This is a genomic window from Kribbella sp. NBC_01484 (assembly GCF_036227145.1).
GTDB lineage: Bacteria > Actinomycetota > Actinomycetes > Propionibacteriales > Kribbellaceae > Kribbella.
Genome location: NZ_CP109437.1, coordinates 2,975,782 through 2,992,176, shown reverse-complemented (window position 1 = coordinate 2,992,176; position 16,395 = coordinate 2,975,782). Strand labels below are relative to the sequence as shown.

The following is a 16,395-nucleotide window of genomic DNA, read 5'->3' as shown; positions in this document are numbered from 1 at the left end:
CCGATCACGCTAAGGCCGTGATACTTCGGCACCCACCGAAGTGATCCCGAGCCGGCGGGACAGCCCCTCCGCGTCGAACGGCGCCCGGACCTTGGCGTCGTTGTCGAAGTAGACGTAGGCGCTCTGGTCCCAGGCCCGGATCTTCGCGGCCCACCGGTCCAGCGCCTCGTCGTCGTACCCGCTGACGTAGAGCTCGTCGGCGCCGTGCAGCCGCACGTAGGCGAAGTCGGAGGTGATGTCGTCGAACATGGGCCACTTCCCGGCGGTGTCCGCGCAGACCAGCGCGATGTCGTGCCGGCGGCACAGTTGGACGAAGCCGGGCGTCTGGAAGCTGGAGTGCCGTACTTCGATCGCGTGCCGGAGCCGGATGTCGACCGCGCACTCCAGCAATGAGCGACCCTTCATCCGCTCATCATGGCCCTTGGCAACTTCCGCCGCCTGCGCCGTTGTCCGCGGCAACGAGGCGAAGAACGCGGCGCAGCGCTCCTCGTCGTACCCGAGGGTCGGCGGGAGCTGCCACAGCACGGGGCCGAGTTTGTTGCCGAGCGCAAGGACTCCGGAGGCGAAGAAGTTCGCCAGTGGCGCGTCCACGTCGGCCAGCTTCTTCAGGTGCGTGACGAACCGCGGGCCCTTGACCGCGAACACGAACCCGTCCGGCGTCTCGTCGTACCAGCGCTGGTACGACGACGGCCGCTGGAGCGAGTAGAACGAGCCGTTCAGCTCGATCGAGTTCAGCCGGCCGGAGGCGTACTCGAGCTCGGCCCGCTGCGGCAGGCCGTCCGGGTAGTACACCTTCCGCCAGGGCGGGTAGCGCCACCCCGAGATCCCCACCCGGTACGGACCATCCGGCCACCCATCGCTCACGTCCCGATTATGCGGTGTGATCATCCGGATCGCCGCCGGTTGACGGGTCGTGTGGTACGAAGGTCGGCATGTCTGTCACCGACAGTCCCGTCGACGCGCTGCTCGAGAGTGGCCTGCGGATGCTGATCACGTCCATCGTCGACAACGCCGGCATCACCCGCGCGAAGACGGTGCCTGCGGCCCGCGTGCGTACGGCGGTCCGCGACGGGATCGGGCTGTCGCCGGTGTTCGCCCTGATGTGCGCCGACGACGCCATCACCTCGTCGCCGCTGGTGAACGGGCCGGTCGGCGACAACCGGCTGATGCCGGACCTCGGCGCGGTCGCCCCGCTCGGGCCGGACCACACCGTGTTCTGGGCGCCGGCCGACCAGTTGACGCAGGACCACGAGCCGGTCGACATCTGCCAGCGTGCGGCGCTGCGGCGGCAGGAAGCGCGGGCGGTCGCGGCCGGCCTCGACGTCAAGCTCGGGTTCGAGCTGGAGTTCACGGTCTTCACCGGTGATCCCGGCGATCCCGCGGTCGGCACCATCGGACCGGCGTACGGCGTGCTGGCCATGGTGAAGCTGGAGGACTTCGCGGTCGACCTGCTCGAGGCACTCGACGCGGCCGGGGTCCCGGCGGAGCAACTGCATCCGGAGTACGCGCAGGGTCAGGTCGAGGTCGCGCTGCCGCCCGCGTCGCCGTTGGCCGCCGCTGACCAGTCTCAGCTCGCGCGGCTCGTCGTCCATCGGGTCGCTCGTGCACATGGGCTGCTGGCGTCGTTCGCGCCGATCACAGTGGCCGGGTTCGTCGGCAATGGCGCACATATCCACTTCTCCGCGTCGCTGGATGGCGTGCCGTTCGGTGGAGATGACGGTCCATCCGAGCATGCGCGGCAACTGATCGCCGGAGTGCTCGCCGAGCTCGACGGGCTGACCGGCGTACTGGCGCCGAGCGTGGTCAGCGCGGATCGCCGCGTGCCCGGGAACTGGGCCGGCGCGTTCGCGTGCTGGGGCGAGGAGAATCGCGAGGCCGCGCTGCGCTACGTGCCGGGCAGCGTGACCAGTCGGCCGGACTCGGCCAACTGCGAGATCAAGATCGGCGATCCGTCGGGCAACGCGTATCTTTCCGCCGCGGCCGTGCTGGCCGCCGCCTTGACCGGGCTGGAGCGGAAGGCGGTCTTGCCGCCCGGGCTCGACCGCGACCCGGCGACGTACCCGGACGACGAACGCCCGCGCCGCTTGCCGCTCACGCTCGAGGACGCGCTGTCGGCCCTCGAGCGCTCGGCCGTTCTGCGGGACGCCCTGGGTGACGCGATCGTCGACCCGTTCCTCGCCGTACGCCGTCATGACGCGGAGTCGCTGGGCGGGTTGTCGCTCGAGGACCGGGTCCGCGCGCTGCGCTGGCGGTACTGAGTACTAGGACCCCGCCGGGGCGAGCTGAAGTGGCCGCCCGGATCACTTACGGTGAACCCCATGGCGTTAGCTGCGAAGGGGAGCAAGGGCGAGTCGTTCCTTGCGGTGGTCGTCGGCGGCGGAGCGGCGTTCGGGCTGGTCGTGATCACTTCGCGGGCGTGGAAGGCGTGTAACGTCGACGTCACCGGCAGCGTCCCCAACGGCCTCACCCTGCTGTTTCTCGGCCTGCCGCTCGCCCTGATCGTGAACCTCGTCCTGTTCACCACCGTCTTCCGCTACGCCGGCAAGGCGTTCCTGTTCTCGCTGCTCGCCGCCGCGATCGCCATCACCATCGCCGATCTCGCCCTGTTCTCCTGGCAAGGCACGCCCGCCGGTTCCCCGGGCACCTGCCCGGGGAACGTTCCACCGTGGTGGCCCACGTGGATTCCGACCTGACGTCAGCGGGCTGAGCGCCGGGTCACCAGGACGAGGGCGACGGCGGCGATCACGCCGAACGGGATGGCCTGCAGTTCCTGGAACGCGATCAGCTTGAAGAGCGTGAAGTAGATCATCCACGTCGCGTAGAGGATGACACCCGGGCGGCCGAGGGGGTGGTTGCGGAGGAACGCGACGACGGCGATCAGACCGGTCAGCGTGAGGAACTCGTACGCTACGACGAAGCAGACTCCGAGGGCCGTCCAGCCCTCGAGGCCGGTGAAGTAGATCGAGCCGTAGCCGCCGATCGCGGCGATCAGGCCGAGCAGGATCGCGGCGGCGAGCATGCTCGCCGGCCGCCGGCGCGTCGCGGTGGAGTGGGTGGTGGTCGCGGTGGTCACAGTGTTTCTCCTGTCGATCGGATTCGGTGCCCCTACGGTCGCGACCGGGCTGTCCCGTCCACCACGGCCGGCCGTCACGATCCGATCCGGGACTCCTTGTCCCGTGACGCCGGGACAAGCTGGCGGCGATGATGCGGTCATGGGGGTTGTCATCGGTGTACTCGCGGTCCTCGCCGGACTGGTGGGGGCCGGCCTGCACGCGGTCAACGCGGCCGCCGGCCGGACGATCGAGCCGTCGTTCTGGTTGATGGAGCTGGCCGCCGCGCTGGCGTACGGTCTCGCCTGCCTGCTACTCCGGGCGACCGGCGCCCGGCGGATCCAGGTGTTGCTCGGGGCAATCGCGCTGACCCAAGGCCTGGCCCTATTCGGTACCGAGGTCGGTCTGCTGACGGACGGGACATGGTCGACCTGGCTCGGCGCTTGGCTCTGGGCGCCCGGCTACGCGGCGATCGCCGTACTACTGCCGGTGATGCTGCCGGATGGCCGGCAAGCGTCTCGGCCGGCGTTGTGGTTCAACGCAACCGCAGTGGCCGTCATCGCGGTCACTTGGGCGCTGACGCCGTACGAAGGGCCGGAGTATCCCGAAGGTCTGCACGGTGCGACGAATCCGGTTGGCATCGCCGCGACCGGTGAACCGGTCGTCGCTGTCCTGCTCGGCGGAATGCTCCTCGCAGCCGTGATCGTGGGCTTCGCGTCGCTCGTGACCAGGTGGCGGCGGGCTGCCGAGCTGGAGCGGCAGCAGCTGAAGTGGGTGCTCGTCGGCTACGCCTGCACGATCGTGCTGTTCGCGGTGGCGCGGCTCCTCCCGGCCGGCACGGGAGCCGTGGCAGGGCTCGCCATGCTGCCCCTGCCGATCGCGATCGGCATCGCGGTGATGCGTTACGGGCTTTGGGACGTCGACATCGTCATCTCCCGCGCTCTCGTGTACGCCGGTCTGTCGACGCTCGTGATCGGTTTGTACGCCGTGACGGTCTGGCTGGCCGGTGACCGGCTGGGCGCCACGACCGGAGCACCCATCCTCGCGACCACCGTGGTCGCCCTGGCGGCGCTGCCGTTGCGGTCCTGGTTGCAGCGGCACGTCAACCGACTGGTCCATGGTGATGTCGAGGAGCCGTACGCCGTACTCGCTCGGCTCGGCACGAGGCTCGCGGCGGCGACCACTCCGGACGACCTGTCCGAACGGGTCTTGCCGTCGGTGGTCGAGCAGGTGGCTCGGTCCCTGCGCGCACAGCAGGCGACCATCGTGCTGCGGGACGGACTGGTGACGTCGTACGGCGAAGGGACGGGGATCGGGATGACCGTGGAACTGGAGTACGCCGGCGAACACTTCGGGCGGCTCACCGTCACCCGGTCGACCGAGTTCGACGGCCATGAGATGCGAGCGCTGGACCGGCTCGCCGCGCAAGCCGCGGTCGCGGCGCACACCGTCCTGCTGGCGCGTGAGGCCCAGCGCGCCCGGGAGGCTGTGGTGGTCGCGCGGGAGGAGGAACGCCGCCGGCTTCGTCGCGACCTGCATGACGGCGTCGGCCCGTCGCTCGCCGCACTGGCTCTGCATGTCGAGACTGCGCGCGACATCGCGGCGGACGACCCGGAGGCGGCTCGGAAGTTGCTCGACCGACTGGTGCCACGGCTCAACGCGGCAGTGGCCGACGTACGGGCCCTGGTGCACGAGCTCAGGCCGCCGATGCTGGACGAGCTCGGGCTGGCCGCGGCCGTGCGCGAGCTGGGCGATCGGCTGTCCACGGGTACGACGAGGGTCCGGGTGTCGGCCGACGAGATCGCCGGATTGCCTGCTGCTGTGGAGGTTGCGGCGTACCACATCGCCGGTGAGGCGACCGGGAACGCGGTCCGGCACGCGGGCGCCGGGACAGTCGCGGTCCGGGTGCGGGATGCCGACGGGTGCGTGTGCATCGAGGTCGCCGACGACGGATGCGGGCTGCCTGACCAGGTGCGGCCCGGGGTCGGTACGTCGTCGATGCGGGAGCGGGCTGAGGAGCTCGGTGGTCAGCTGCGGATCGACTCCGGTCCGGCGGGTACGACGGTGACGGCGCTGCTGCCGAAGGGGGCGTCATGAGTGTTCGGGTGCTCGTGGTCGATGACCATCCGCTGTACCGGGAAGGGCTGGTGACTGCCATCTCGACCATGCCGGGCAAGGAGGTGGTGGGCGAGGCCGGCGATGGCGCGGAGGCGGTCCGGCTGGCGGGCGAGCTCGTCCCGGATGTTGTCGTGATGGACCTGCACATGCCGGTGCTGAACGGCGTCGAGGCGACCCGGCAGGTGACCGAGCAGCACCCGTCGATCGCCGTACTGGTGCTGACCATGCTGGAGAACGACGAGTCGGTGTTCGCCGCGGTCCGGGCCGGCGCGCGCGGCTACCTGCTGAAGGGCGCCGACCGCGCCGAGATCGGCCGGGCCCTTGACGGCGTGTCACACGGCGAGGTCGTGTTCTCCGCCGCCATCGCGAGCCGGGTCCTCGCCTACTTCGCCGCCGGCCGCGCCGGTCCCGAAGTCGCGCCCTTCCCCGAACTCACCGATCGCGAACGCGAGGTCCTCGACCTGGTCGCCCGCGGCCTCACCAACGCCGCGATCGCCCGCCGCCTCTTCCTCAGCGACAAAACCATCCGCAACCACGTCTCCAACGTCTTCACCAAACTCCACGTAGCCGGCCGCTCAGAAGCAGTGGCCCGAGCCCGCGACGCCGGCCTCGGTCAGTAACCCGAAGCCGGCCAGATCCAGAGGAGCGACCTGGTCGGCGGGCGGACCCGGGTCCGGTGACTTGAGACAGCCCGTGGTGACCGGGATCTGAAATGCCGGGCGTCCACCCCTTCAGATCGCGGCCCTCGGCCAGCGGCGCCCGGCCCCGGTCGTCTAGGCGTGACCTCGGACAGGTCGTCGGGACCTCGGACACGGCACAACCTGTCCGAGCACCCCAGATGGTGTCCCAGGTCCCCGGGGGGGTGTCGGTCCCAGCGCTGGCATGACGAGCGCGTCCAGTCACCGCACCTTCTCGCTGGTGCGGGCTGGCCGGGTGTGGTCGGTGGCAGCCCGGGGGGTGCGGACGGTGGCTGGGGTGTGCAAGGTCGACAGACATCCCAGGAGTTTGGGTGTCAAGCTGCGAGGGTTTGGGTGGGGTGGGTCCAGGCGGTTGTTTCGTTGTAGTGGGTGTTGGTTTTGAGGCAGCCGTGGAGGATGCCGACGAGTCGGTTGGCGAGTTGGCGTAGGGCGGGGTTGTGGTCGGCTCCGCGGGCTCGTTGTTTGTCGTAGTAGGCGCGGGCTCCGGGCGAGGCGTTGAGTGCGGCGAAGGCTTGGCTCATGAGGGCGTCGATGAGCCGGTCGTTGTGGACGTAGCGGGCCAGGGCGACTTTCTTCTTGCCCGAGGCGCGGGTGATCGGGCTGGTCGCGGCGTAGTTCTTGCGGGCTTTGGCCGATGCGTAGCGGTCGGGGTCGTCGCCGAATTCTGCGAGCACCCGGGCGCCGAGGATCGGTCCCAGCCCGGGCTGGGACAAGATGATCTCAGCGGCCGGGTGCCGGCCAAAATGGGCCTCCACCTGCCCTTGCAGGCCGGTGACCTGCTCGTTGAGGACGGCCAGGACCGCGACCAGTGCGCGGGTCGAGGCGGCGTAGGCGGCGGTGACCACCGCGGGCTGGCCGAGGTGCTCGGCGCGCAGCGCCGCCTGGATCGCCGCGGCCTTGTCGGCGATGCTGCGGCGACGGGCCCGTTTCAGCGCCGCGGTGATCTGGGCGGTGGTCAGCCGGGCCGCCGCGGCCGGGTCGGGGGCCTTGGTCAGCAGCTCGAGGGTGTCGGCGGCGTCCAGGTCCTCGAAGGCTTCCAGCGCGGCCGGGAAGTACTCGCGCAGCGCGTGCCGCAACCGCTGCGTGGTCCGGGTCCGTTCCCAGATCAGGGTCTTGTGCATCCGGGTGACGACCTTGATCGCCTCGGCCTCGGCGCTGTCACCGGCCACCGGGCGCAGCTGGTGGGAGTCGGTGCGGACCATGTCGGCCAGCACATGCGCGTCGGCCGCGTCGCTCTTGGCACCCGACACCGCGTGCCGTTTGCGGTACTGCGAGGCCTGCAACGGGTTCACCGCGAACACCAGGTACCCCGCGGCCACCAGCGCGGCCACCCACGGGCCCCGATCGGTCTCGATCCCGACCACCACCTCGACCTCGTCAGGATCAGCCGCACCGAACTGCTCGGCCACCAGCGCATGCAACCGCGCCATCCCCGCCACCCCCTCGGGCAACCGCGCCTTGGCCAGCACCCGCCCCGCCGGGTCCATCACCTCCACATCGTGATGCGCCTCGGCCCAGTCATCTCCCACAAAGAACTTCAACACCGATCTCCCACACTCTCGACGCCATCCACACCACCAGCAAGCCGGTCGGGAGAACCATCAGCGACCTAATGAAGCAGTGCTCACGCCCCCCAACCACACCAAGGGCCGGGCACGACATCCCATCAGCGATCAAATCTCCCGGTCACCGGCAGGGGCACGATCTGTCGACAGGACTCAAACGGTCCAGGAGGTACAAGTGCTCACCCACCGGCGGCTTACCAGCCCCGAGTCTGCCCGACGGCGACCCGGTAACTCTCATTAGGAGGTGTCCGCTCTGGCCCGGCCGGGCCGGCCGGGGCCAAGCGTGAATGCCACGCCCGACCGGCAGCCCTGGGCCGATACCTCCTGTCAAGCTTGCACACCGGCCGACCCCGCTCACCTCGCCCACACATCCAGCAGAAGCCGGAGAACCCCGAGTCGGAGGGTTAACGCCTCACCGGCCGACGGGGCTGGCGTCGGGGTGGTGGTCAGCCCGTCAGAAGGTGAGGGTGGCGCCGACCTCGGCGGTGGTGGTGAGGCCGCCAAACGCCTTGCTGGCTTGGGATGTGGCGGCTTCCGGGGTCAGCAGGGGCCCGACGTGGGTGACGACCAGGCGGTTGGCGTGAGTGCGGCGGGCTAGTTCACCTGCCTGGGTTGGGGTGTGGTGGACGGGGGTGGGATGCGGGTCGTTGGCTTCGCAGAGGAGGAGGTCGGCGTTGGTGGCCAGGTCGTCCAGGGCGGGGCAGGGGGCGCAGTCGCCGGAGTACACCAAGGAGCCCGCTCGGAGGGCGTAGGCCTCGGTGCCGTGCTCGACCGCGCGGGTGGTGAGCAGCACATCCCGGATCCGGAGCTCGTGGCCGTCGTGGAGCGGACGCAGATCCAGTACGTCGGCCAGGAACGCGCCATCTGGTTGGGCGAAGAAGCCGGCCATGCGGTCCGCGAGAGCGGCGGGGGCGTAGACCGGGAGTGGCGCGGGACGTGGCGGGAGTTCGCCGTACGCCAAGGCGTAGTGGGCGTTGAGCAGATCGCCGATGTGGTCCAGGTGGAGATGCGAGAGCCAGACAGCGTCCAGCCGCGCCAGAGTCGTATGGCGAAGGAGTTCGGCGAGTGAGCCCGGGCCCGCGTCGACCCAGACCTCAGCGCCGCGGGCGCGGAGAAGATAGCCGGAGCAGGGGCGGTCCGGCTGCGGGTACGGCGCCGCTGTACCGAGGACTGTGAGCGTGCTCAGAGTTTGGCGCCGATCAGTTGGTAGATGTCGTCGTGGGCGCCGGGGAGGTCGTCGTGGCCGAAGTCGGGGTAGAGGCGGACGTCTTTGCGGGACGTGATCTTGTTGTACGCCGCGAACTGGGTGGACGGCGGGCAGACCTGGTCCTCGAGGCCGGTGAAGAGCGTGACCTCGGCGCGGATCCGGGGAGCGAGGTGCTGGACGTCGATGTAGCCGAGGGTGGTGAACACCTCGTCCTGGCGCAGGTGCCGGGGGTCGCGCTTCTTGAACCAGGTGACGATCTCGTCGTACGGGCCGGTCTCCAGGTTCAGGTCCCAGGTCCGCTGGTAGTCGCACAGGAACGGGAAGACGCTCGCGGTGTACTTGATGCCCGGGGTCAGCGCCGCGGCGACCAGGCTGAGTCCACCGCCCTGGCTCCAGCCCGTGGTCGCGATCCGCGCGGCGTCCACCTCGGGCAGACCGCCGATGATGTCCGCGAGCCGCCGGGTGTCCAGGAACACGTGCCGGTACAGCAACCCGTCCGGTCCGTCGTCGAGGCCGTGGACCAGGTGGTTGTGCAGCGTGAAACTGTTCGCCGCCTGCGACTCGGTCCGGAATCCGACCTGCTCACGCACGTCCAGCGCGGCCACGGTGAACCCGCGGGCGGCGTACGGCAGCAGATCGACCCACTTCGGCTGCTCACCGCCGTACCCGTGGAAGATCAGCACGGCCGGGCCGGTGGGCTCGGCCGGACGGATCACCTTGGCGTGCACTCGGTAGCCGCCGGTGCCGTTGAAGTACAGGTGCTGCGCGGTCGCCGTGGTCAGCGGGAAGTCGGTCGCGTCGGCGAACTCGGTCTCCGGGGCGACGGCGTCGAGCTCCAGCAGCGCCTTGTCCCAGTACTGGTCGAAGTCCGCCGGCCTGGGGTTGGTGCCCTGGTAGGCGATCAGTTCGTCGTACGACAACTCGAAGGACAGCACCCGGACTCCTCAGGTCGAATCGGCTCGCAAGTCATTCTGCGCGATCGTTGTCGTCCGGGGCAGTGCCGTCCCAGATCGTGTAACCGTGCGCCGCGTTCAGCCGGTCCCGCAGCGCGGTCTCCAAGCTCGCGGAGCGACCAGGCGCCAGCCAGGCGATCGGCAGCAGGATCGAGTGGTCCGGCTGCTTGGTCCGCAGCACGATCGCCTCGCCGTGCGTGGTCTCGACCCGGCCGACCTCGGTGACGTCGGTCCAGGGCGTCCGGACACCGCGCACCTCGATCCCGGTGTCCCGCAGCTTCGCGATCTTCGGCGGCCAGATCAGGATCCACAGCCCGGCCAGCGTGATCAGCCCACCCAGGGTGACGAACACCGAGACCGCCACGGCCGGCAGCCCGAGCGCCCACAGGATCGCCGCCACGCCGAGGATGATCAGCCCGGCGGCCAGCACCCCGAGGAACCGCCCCGCCCGCATCCGGTACGTCGTACGCATCGCACAAGGATCCCATTCGCGGTCCCGGCCGGTTCCCCCGGGCGGCGGGTCGGGCCACCGGTCAGAGGCCTGCGGACTCTTCGGGCTGCTACTGGTCCGGTTGCTGTCAGTTCCCGGTCTGGCTGGGGTTGTACGCGCAGGCGTCGTTCAGGTTCTCGGTGGCGCCTGGCGTCACGGCCGGCTTCGGCGTCGCCTTCTTGGTCGACCCGCTGGACGGCTTCTTCGTCGTGGTGGTCGACGGGGTGGAGACCGGCTGGGTCTTCGGGGCGATGGCCTTCTGGATGATCTCCTGCATCGCGGTGTAGTCGGGGTTCTTGCCGGTCGGGAAGTTCTTGTTCTTGTCCAGGTCGACGTTGGTGACCTTCGCGCCCTTCACCTTCAGACCCAACTGGATGAACGCCGGCAAGATCTCCTGCGGGATGTCGGTCCGCAGCACCTGCTTGCCGGCCGAGGCGATCTGTTGGTACTTCGTCACCAGGGTGGCCGGGTTCACGCTGTTCACCAGCGCGTGGATCGTGCAGCGCTGCCGCTCCTGCCGGGACGGGTCGCTCAGACCGTAGCGGCCGCGGGCGAACCAGAGCGCGTGATAGCCGTCGAGCTTCTGGTTCGGGCCCGGCTCGATGTAGCCGGACGGTTTCTTCGCGGTGTTCGACCCCGGGCCGTCGCCGTAGTCGCCGCCGATCGGCACCCGGTAGTTGACGTTGACGGTGATGCCGCCGACCGCGTCGATGATCTGCCGGAACCCGGCCAGGTTGACCTGCATGTAGTAGTCGATGTCGAGGCCGAGCGCCGCGCCCGCGGCCAGCTTGACGACGTCCGCACCCTCGTTGTCGGTCTGGCCCAGGATCCCGGGATGCGCCTTCGGGACGTTGTCGTACATCGAGTCCAGGTAGAACTCGGGCTGCTCGACATTGCCCAGCTTCGGGTCCCAGAAGCCGTCCGGGTAGACCTTGTGCAGCGGTGAGTCCTCGGGGAACGGCATCCGCATCCAGTTCCGGCTGAGCGAGATCAGCGCGGTGTCACCGGTCCTGGTGTCGATACTGGCCACGATCACGGTGTCGGTCCGGACACCGGTGCGGCCGACGCCGTCGTCAGCGCCGAGCAGCAGCAGGTTCAGGCGGGGAGTCTTGGCCCACGGGTCCTTGTTGTTGTCCACCTTCGGACGGGTCGCGCTCTTCGAGTTGCCCTCGGACTGGAACACGCTCCCGACCAGGTCGCGCTGCGCCATCACGGTCTGCGCCGCCACGGTCGTCGGTACGGCGATCGCGAAGCAGAGCAGCCCGACGAACATCGACCCGACCAGCCGCCCGGTGTAGGTCATGCTGACCGGGCGGAGCAGTTTGTGCGAGGCAACCACTATCCAGATCCAGCCCACACCCAGCACCACGACGGCCGCGGTAGCGATCAGCAACTGCCGCGGCGACACCGCGAAGGCGAGAATCGAGTCCCGCCGCGTGAGGCCGACGTACGCGGCGATCAGCAGCAACCCGACGCTGATCGTGAGCACGAACGCACCCAGCTTCTTCCGCCCACCCATCAGCAACCCAGAGCCCGGGATCAAGGCGCTGAGCAGCGTCAGGCCGATCGCGTTCGAGGTCGTCCGGGCCCGCTGCGAGCGGTGCCTGGACCGGCTGGCCCGTGGCGCGGATCTGCGTCCGGCTGCGCGAGTACTCCGCGACATAGCTCCGTTCCCTGATCGACGACGTGGCGACCCTCCGTCGGCCGCGCACAGCAGCCCACGGTACTTCTGACGCCCACGACACCTGGTTGGTTGACGTGAAGCTGGCGACCCCCGTCGATGCCCGCCACAGTACAGGTGCCCCGGGCTACTCTCCCAAGGTGCCGCCCCCGGCACGCAGAGTGTCGGTCAGGAGGGTCGGGACCCGCTTTGCCGCCGACAGGGTCGAGCGGATAGTCTTGGCCGTCGTCGTGTCCCCCCAGGGGGATCGTCGGAGGAGGCGTCGCCTAGTCCGGTCGATGGCGCCCGCCTGCTAAGCGGGTTGAGGGTAATCCCCTCTCGCGGGTTCAAATCCCGCCGCCTCCGCTCCCGGGAGCTCCCTGTCCGCAGATAGCGCGGACTAGGGAGCTCCGGCTGTTTTCCGGGGGTGCAACCCCCGGGGCCCGCCCGGCGGGCTTCGCCCCCGGACCCCCGGGTCGTGCCTGGCGGGCGTTGGCTGTCTGCTCAGCGAGTGCCTGGCGGCGTTGGCTGTTCGCTCAGCGAGTGCCTGGCGGCGTTGGCTATTCGCTCAGCGGGTGCCTGGCGGCGTTGGCTGTTCGCTCAGCGGGTGCCTGGCGGGCGTTGGCTATTTGCTCAGCAATTGCTTGGCTTCGGCGATGCGTTCGATCGAGCGTGGGGTCATCGGCTCCGGGGAGATGATCAGGTGGTCGACGCCTAGTTTCTGGTACGCCGTGAAGGCCTCGGCCAACTCCGGGACCGAGCCCGCGATCGCGCGGGGATCGGGGTCTGCGACGGATGGCTGGTCGGCGTCGCGGACGACGATCCCGACCGTGGCGGCCACGGCGCCGCCGGGTTTGCCGGCCGTCTTCACCGCCTCGCGGAGGGTGGCGAGCTTCTCCTCGACCTTGTCGCTCGCGGCGCCGTACCAGGCGGTGTTCCAGGCATCGGCCCACTCGGCGACGAGCCGCATCATCCGCGGGCGGTGGCCGGCGACCAGGATCGGGATCCGGTGCGGCGGTGCCGGATCGAGGTTCGCCTCGCTGACCCGGTAGTACGTGCCGTCGAACGTGACCGTCTCGCCACGGACCATCCGCGCCACGATCTCGAGCCACTCCTCGAAGCGCCCGACCCGATGGTCGGTCGGCAGCCCGAACGCCTCGTACTCCGGATCGTGCCAGCCGGCTCCGACGCCGAGGATCAGCCGTCCGCCGGACACCTCGTCCAGCGTCGCGGCCATCTTGGCGGTCAGTCCGGGGTCACGGAACGATGCGCACAGCACCATGTTCCCCACCTCGACGTTCGTGGTGACCGCGGCCACCGCGCTCAGCAGCGTCCACGACTCGTGCATCCCGAACACCCGGCCCTCCGGGTCGCGGTAGAGGAAGTGATCCGCGAGCCACACCGAGTCCAGCCCGTTCTGATCGGCCGCCTCGGCGACCGCGCGGAGGTCCTTCCACCCGGGCATCCCACCCCCGGGGCCGTCCCCGTCACCCAGCGGAAGCATCACGCCGATCTTCAGGCCCATGGTCCGACACCTCCGATCTTGTCCACCGTGATGTGCGTGACGTACCCCGGCGGCAGGTCCTCGCCGGGACGGTACTGCGCGTCCGGACCGACGTAGGTCTTGGCGAGCCCACGCAGTACGTCGACCGCCCCGCCCTCGGTGATCCGGGCAGTGCCCGTGATCACCAGGTACTCGGTCAGGCCCATCTCGTTGCTCCGGTCTGTCTCGATCGACAGCACCACCCGGCCGTCACGCCGGATGTTCTTCACCTTCTGGTTGTTCGGGATGTGGGCGGCGATGATCTCGTCCCCGTCCAACCCGACCCAGATCACCGACACCTGCGGGCTGCCGTCCGCATTGATCGTCACCAGATGCCCAAGAGCATTCGATTCGAGCACGCCCCGCGCGCTCTCCGGGATTCGCATGCGGCCAACGTAGTTGGATGATGGCGTTATGAGGAGGCCGTACCTGGATCGGGCGGCTGCGGGCCGGGCGTTGGTGGAGGAGCTCGGCGAGGTCGGCGGATCCGTTCTGGTGCTGGGGCTGGCGCGGGGCGGGGTGCCCGTGGCGGCTCCGATCGCGGACGCGTTGGACGCGGATCTCGACGTACTGATCGTCCGCAAGCTCGGCCTGCCGGGTCAGCCGGAGCTGGCGATGGGGGCGATCGCGGGCGTCGGCGACTCGACGTACACCGTCCGCAACGAGACGGTGCTGAAGGGCATCGACGAGCAGACGCTGGAGCAGGTCCGTGAGCGCGAGGTCCGTGAGCTGCGCCGGCGTGAGCGGGAGTATCGCGGCGACCGGCCGCCCATCGACGTCCACGACCGCGTGGTGATCCTGGTCGACGACGGTCTCGCCACCGGTTCGACCATGCGCGCCGCGGTGGAAGCGGTACGACGGCAACGGCCGGCTCGCGTGATCGTCGCCGTACCGGTCGGTGGCGTGGAGAGCTGCCGGTGGCTGTCGCAGGTCGCGGACCAGGTGGTGTGTGCGTGGATCCCGCGCCGCTTCGCCGCCGTCGGGCAGGCGTACCGCGATTTCTCGCCGGTCGGCGACGACGAGGTCCGCCGGGTGCTGGCCGAAAGTACAGCGCGGCGCCCCGGCCGGTGAGCCGGGGCGCCGCGCTTCCTGCCCGACCGCTGGCTTCCGATTCAGCGGCCGGTGTCCCGGGGCGTCAGCCGAGCCGCGCCTTCAGGTGGTCGAGCTCGATCCGCAGCGAGGCCGGCACGGTGTCGCCGAGCTTGGCGAACCACTCCTCGATCAGCGGGATCTCGGCCTTCCACTCCTCGGCGTCGACGGCGAGCGCGATGTCGAGCTCGTCGGCGGTCAGGTCGAGCCCGGACACATCAAGCGAGTCCGGCGTCGGGATCCGGCCGATCGGGGTCTCGACCGCGTCGGCCTGGCCCTCGATCCGGTCGATCACCCACTTCAGCACCCGGCCGTTCTCGCCGAAGCCCGGCCAGACGAACTTGCCCGCGTCGTCCTTGCGGAACCAGTTCACGTAGAAGATCTTCGGCAGTTGCGCCGCGTCGTGCTCCTTGCCGACGGTCAGCCAGTGGTCGAAGTACTGGCCCGCGTCGTAACCGAGGAACGGCAGCATCGCCATCGGGTCCCGCCGTACGACGCCCACCTGGCCGACCGCGGCCGCGGTCGTCTCCGACGACAGCGTCGCGCCCATGAACACGCCGTGCGCCCAGTCCCGGGACTCGGTCACCAGCGGCACCGTGGTGGCGCGGCGGCCACCGAAGATGATCGCCGAGATCGGTACGCCGTTCGGGTCGTCGTACTCGTCAGCAATGATCGGGCACTGCTTGATCGGGGTGCAGAACCGGCTGTTCGGGTGGCTGGACAGCTCGTCCGAGTCCGGCGTCCACTCCCGGCCCTTCCAGTCGGTCAAGTGGTTCGGCGGGGTCGGCGAGTAGCCCTCCCACCAGACGTCGCCGTCATCGGTGAGCGCGACGTTGGTGAAGACCGAGTTGCCCTTCTCGATCGTGCGCATCGCGTTCGGGTTCGTCTTCCAGCCGGTGCCGGGGGCCACGCCGAACAGGCCGAACTCCGGGTTCACGGCGTACAGCCGGCCGTCCTTGCCGAACCGCATCCAGGCGATGTCGTCGCCGAGCGTCTCGACCTCCCAGCCCTCCAGGGTCGGGTCGAGCATCGCCAGGTTGGTCTTGCCACACGCGCTCGGGAACGCGGCCGCGACATAGTGGACCTTCTTGTCCGGCGAGATCAGCTTCAGGATCAGCATGTGCTCGGCCAGCCAGCCCTCGTCCCGCGCGATCGCCGAGGCGATCCGCAGCGAGTAGCACTTCTTGCCCAGCAGCGAGTTGCCGCCGTACCCGGAGCCGTACGACCAGATCGTCCGCTCTTCCGGGAACTGCACGATGTACTTCTCGTCGTTGCACGGCCACGGGACATCTTTCTGACCGGGAGCGAGCGGAGCGCCGACCGAGTGCAGACAGGGCACGAAGAACGCCTCGTCGCCGAGCTTCGCCAGTACTTCGGCACCGGTCCGGCACATGATCCGCATCGACGCGACCACGTACGCCGAGTCGGTGATCTCGACGCCGAACATCGGCTTGTCCGCGGTCAGCGGGCCCATGCAGAACGGGACGACGTACATCGTCCGGCCACGCATCGAGCCGCGGTACAGCTCGGTCATCAGCGCCTTCATCTCGGCCGGCGCCATCCAGTTGTTGGTCGGGCCGGCGTCGGCCTCGTCGACCGAGCAGATGAACGTCCGCTGCTCGACCCGCGCCACGTCCGAGGGGTCCGTGCGCACCCAGAACGAGTTCGGCTTCTTCTCCTCGTTCAGCCGGACCATGGTGCCGGCCTCGATCAGCTCCGCGGTGAGTCCGGCGTACTCCTCGTCCGAGCCGTCCACCCAGTGGATCCGGTCGGGCTGCGTCAGTTCGGCGACCTCGGCGACCCAGGCCAGCAGGCCGGAGTGGCGGGTCGGGGCGTCGGTCAGGGGGTACGGCGCGGGGGCTGCGGCTGGGAGGGGGTCCGTGGTGGCTGCTCGGGTGGCGGTCTCGGTATGGGTCGGGCTGGCGGTTGTCGTCATCGGCGGCTCATTCCCTCTCGGCTGTCGGGCCCGGCGGCCGTCCGATCCCTCGACACTGAGGGGGGTACGGCTCCGGCCGCCGGGGT

Annotated in this window: 15 protein-coding genes and 1 tRNA gene; 6 read left to right on the top strand and 10 right to left on the bottom strand. The window is 69.7% G+C overall.

Going from position 1 to position 16,395, the window contains the following annotated elements:
- Positions 1-9 precede the first annotated feature (9 nt).
- Positions 10-864, bottom strand: coding sequence for a DUF72 domain-containing protein (locus OG555_RS14760; protein WP_329483437.1), 855 nt, complete (start codon positions 862-864; stop codon positions 10-12).
- A 68-nt stretch (positions 865-932) separates the two neighbouring features.
- On the opposite strand from OG555_RS14760, the gene OG555_RS14755 reads away from it, so the two are divergent.
- Both OG555_RS14755 and OG555_RS14750 read left to right on the top strand, forming a co-directional pair.
- Positions 933-2,258, top strand: coding sequence for a glutamine synthetase family protein (locus tag OG555_RS14755; protein ID WP_329483436.1), 1,326 nt, complete (start codon positions 933-935; stop codon positions 2,256-2,258).
- A 60-nt stretch (positions 2,259-2,318) separates the two neighbouring features.
- Positions 2,319-2,693, top strand: coding sequence for a hypothetical protein (locus tag OG555_RS14750; RefSeq protein ID WP_329483435.1), 375 nt, complete (start codon positions 2,319-2,321; stop codon positions 2,691-2,693).
- A gap of 2 nt (positions 2,694-2,695) precedes the next feature.
- On the opposite strand, the gene OG555_RS14745 is transcribed toward OG555_RS14750, so the two are convergent.
- Positions 2,696-3,073: a hypothetical protein gene (locus OG555_RS14745; protein ID WP_329483434.1), complete on the bottom strand. Its 378-nt coding sequence runs from the start codon at positions 3,071-3,073 to the stop codon at positions 2,696-2,698.
- A 139-nt stretch (positions 3,074-3,212) separates the two neighbouring features.
- Here OG555_RS14745 and OG555_RS14740 point away from each other — a divergent pair, with 139 nt between their 5' ends.
- Both OG555_RS14740 and OG555_RS14735 read left to right on the top strand, forming a co-directional pair.
- Positions 3,213-5,147, top strand: a complete 1,935-nt coding sequence (locus OG555_RS14740; RefSeq protein ID WP_329483433.1) for a sensor histidine kinase — start codon at positions 3,213-3,215, stop codon at positions 5,145-5,147.
- Positions 5,144-5,788 carry a response regulator transcription factor gene (locus OG555_RS14735; RefSeq protein WP_329483432.1) on the top strand — a complete coding sequence of 215 codons (645 nt, stop codon included), beginning with the start codon at positions 5,144-5,146 and terminating at the stop codon, positions 5,786-5,788. Before OG555_RS14740 ends, OG555_RS14735 begins: the two co-directional genes overlap by 4 nt.
- A gap of 392 nt (positions 5,789-6,180) precedes the next feature.
- Here the strand turns inward: OG555_RS14735 and OG555_RS14730 are convergent, their stop codons facing one another.
- From OG555_RS14730 to OG555_RS14710, 5 genes are all read right to left on the bottom strand, one after another.
- The gene (locus tag OG555_RS14730) at positions 6,181-7,353 is read right to left on the bottom strand and encodes an IS110 family transposase (RefSeq protein ID WP_329484779.1); all 1,173 of its coding nucleotides are present in this window, start codon (positions 7,351-7,353) and stop codon (positions 6,181-6,183) included.
- Positions 7,354-7,885: 532 nt separating this feature from the next.
- Positions 7,886-8,617, bottom strand: coding sequence for an MBL fold metallo-hydrolase (locus tag OG555_RS14725; RefSeq protein WP_329484821.1), 732 nt, complete (start codon positions 8,615-8,617; stop codon positions 7,886-7,888).
- Positions 8,614-9,573 carry an acetylxylan esterase gene (locus tag OG555_RS14720; protein WP_329483431.1) on the bottom strand — a complete coding sequence of 320 codons (960 nt, stop codon included), beginning with the start codon at positions 9,571-9,573 and terminating at the stop codon, positions 8,614-8,616. Before OG555_RS14720 ends, OG555_RS14725 begins: the two co-directional genes overlap by 4 nt.
- Before the next feature lie 31 nt (positions 9,574-9,604).
- Positions 9,605-10,063, bottom strand: a complete 459-nt coding sequence (locus tag OG555_RS14715) for a hypothetical protein (RefSeq protein ID WP_329483430.1) — start codon at positions 10,061-10,063, stop codon at positions 9,605-9,607.
- Between the two features lie 106 nt (positions 10,064-10,169).
- Complete coding sequence (locus tag OG555_RS14710) at positions 10,170-11,744, bottom strand: LCP family protein (protein ID WP_329483429.1); 1,575 nt, start codon at positions 11,742-11,744, stop codon at positions 10,170-10,172.
- Positions 11,745-12,017: 273 nt separating this feature from the next.
- Between OG555_RS14710 and OG555_RS14705 the strand changes: the two genes are divergently transcribed.
- Positions 12,018-12,107, top strand: a tRNA-Ser gene (locus OG555_RS14705).
- A gap of 259 nt (positions 12,108-12,366) precedes the next feature.
- On the opposite strand, the gene OG555_RS14700 is transcribed toward OG555_RS14705, so the two are convergent.
- Positions 12,367-13,266, bottom strand: coding sequence for an LLM class flavin-dependent oxidoreductase (locus OG555_RS14700; RefSeq protein ID WP_329483428.1), 900 nt, complete (start codon positions 13,264-13,266; stop codon positions 12,367-12,369).
- Positions 13,257-13,670, bottom strand: a complete 414-nt coding sequence (locus OG555_RS14695) for a PPOX class F420-dependent oxidoreductase (protein WP_329483427.1) — start codon at positions 13,668-13,670, stop codon at positions 13,257-13,259. Before OG555_RS14695 ends, OG555_RS14700 begins: the two co-directional genes overlap by 10 nt.
- Positions 13,671-13,698: 28 nt before the next feature.
- On the opposite strand from OG555_RS14695, the gene OG555_RS14690 reads away from it, so the two are divergent.
- Positions 13,699-14,355 (top strand): phosphoribosyltransferase, encoded by a 657-nt coding sequence (locus tag OG555_RS14690; protein ID WP_329483426.1) that lies wholly within the window; start codon positions 13,699-13,701, stop codon positions 14,353-14,355.
- A gap of 64 nt (positions 14,356-14,419) precedes the next feature.
- On the opposite strand, the gene OG555_RS14685 is transcribed toward OG555_RS14690, so the two are convergent.
- Complete coding sequence (locus tag OG555_RS14685) at positions 14,420-16,309, bottom strand: phosphoenolpyruvate carboxykinase (GTP) (RefSeq protein ID WP_329483425.1); 1,890 nt, start codon at positions 16,307-16,309, stop codon at positions 14,420-14,422.
- Positions 16,310-16,395 lie beyond the last annotated feature (86 nt).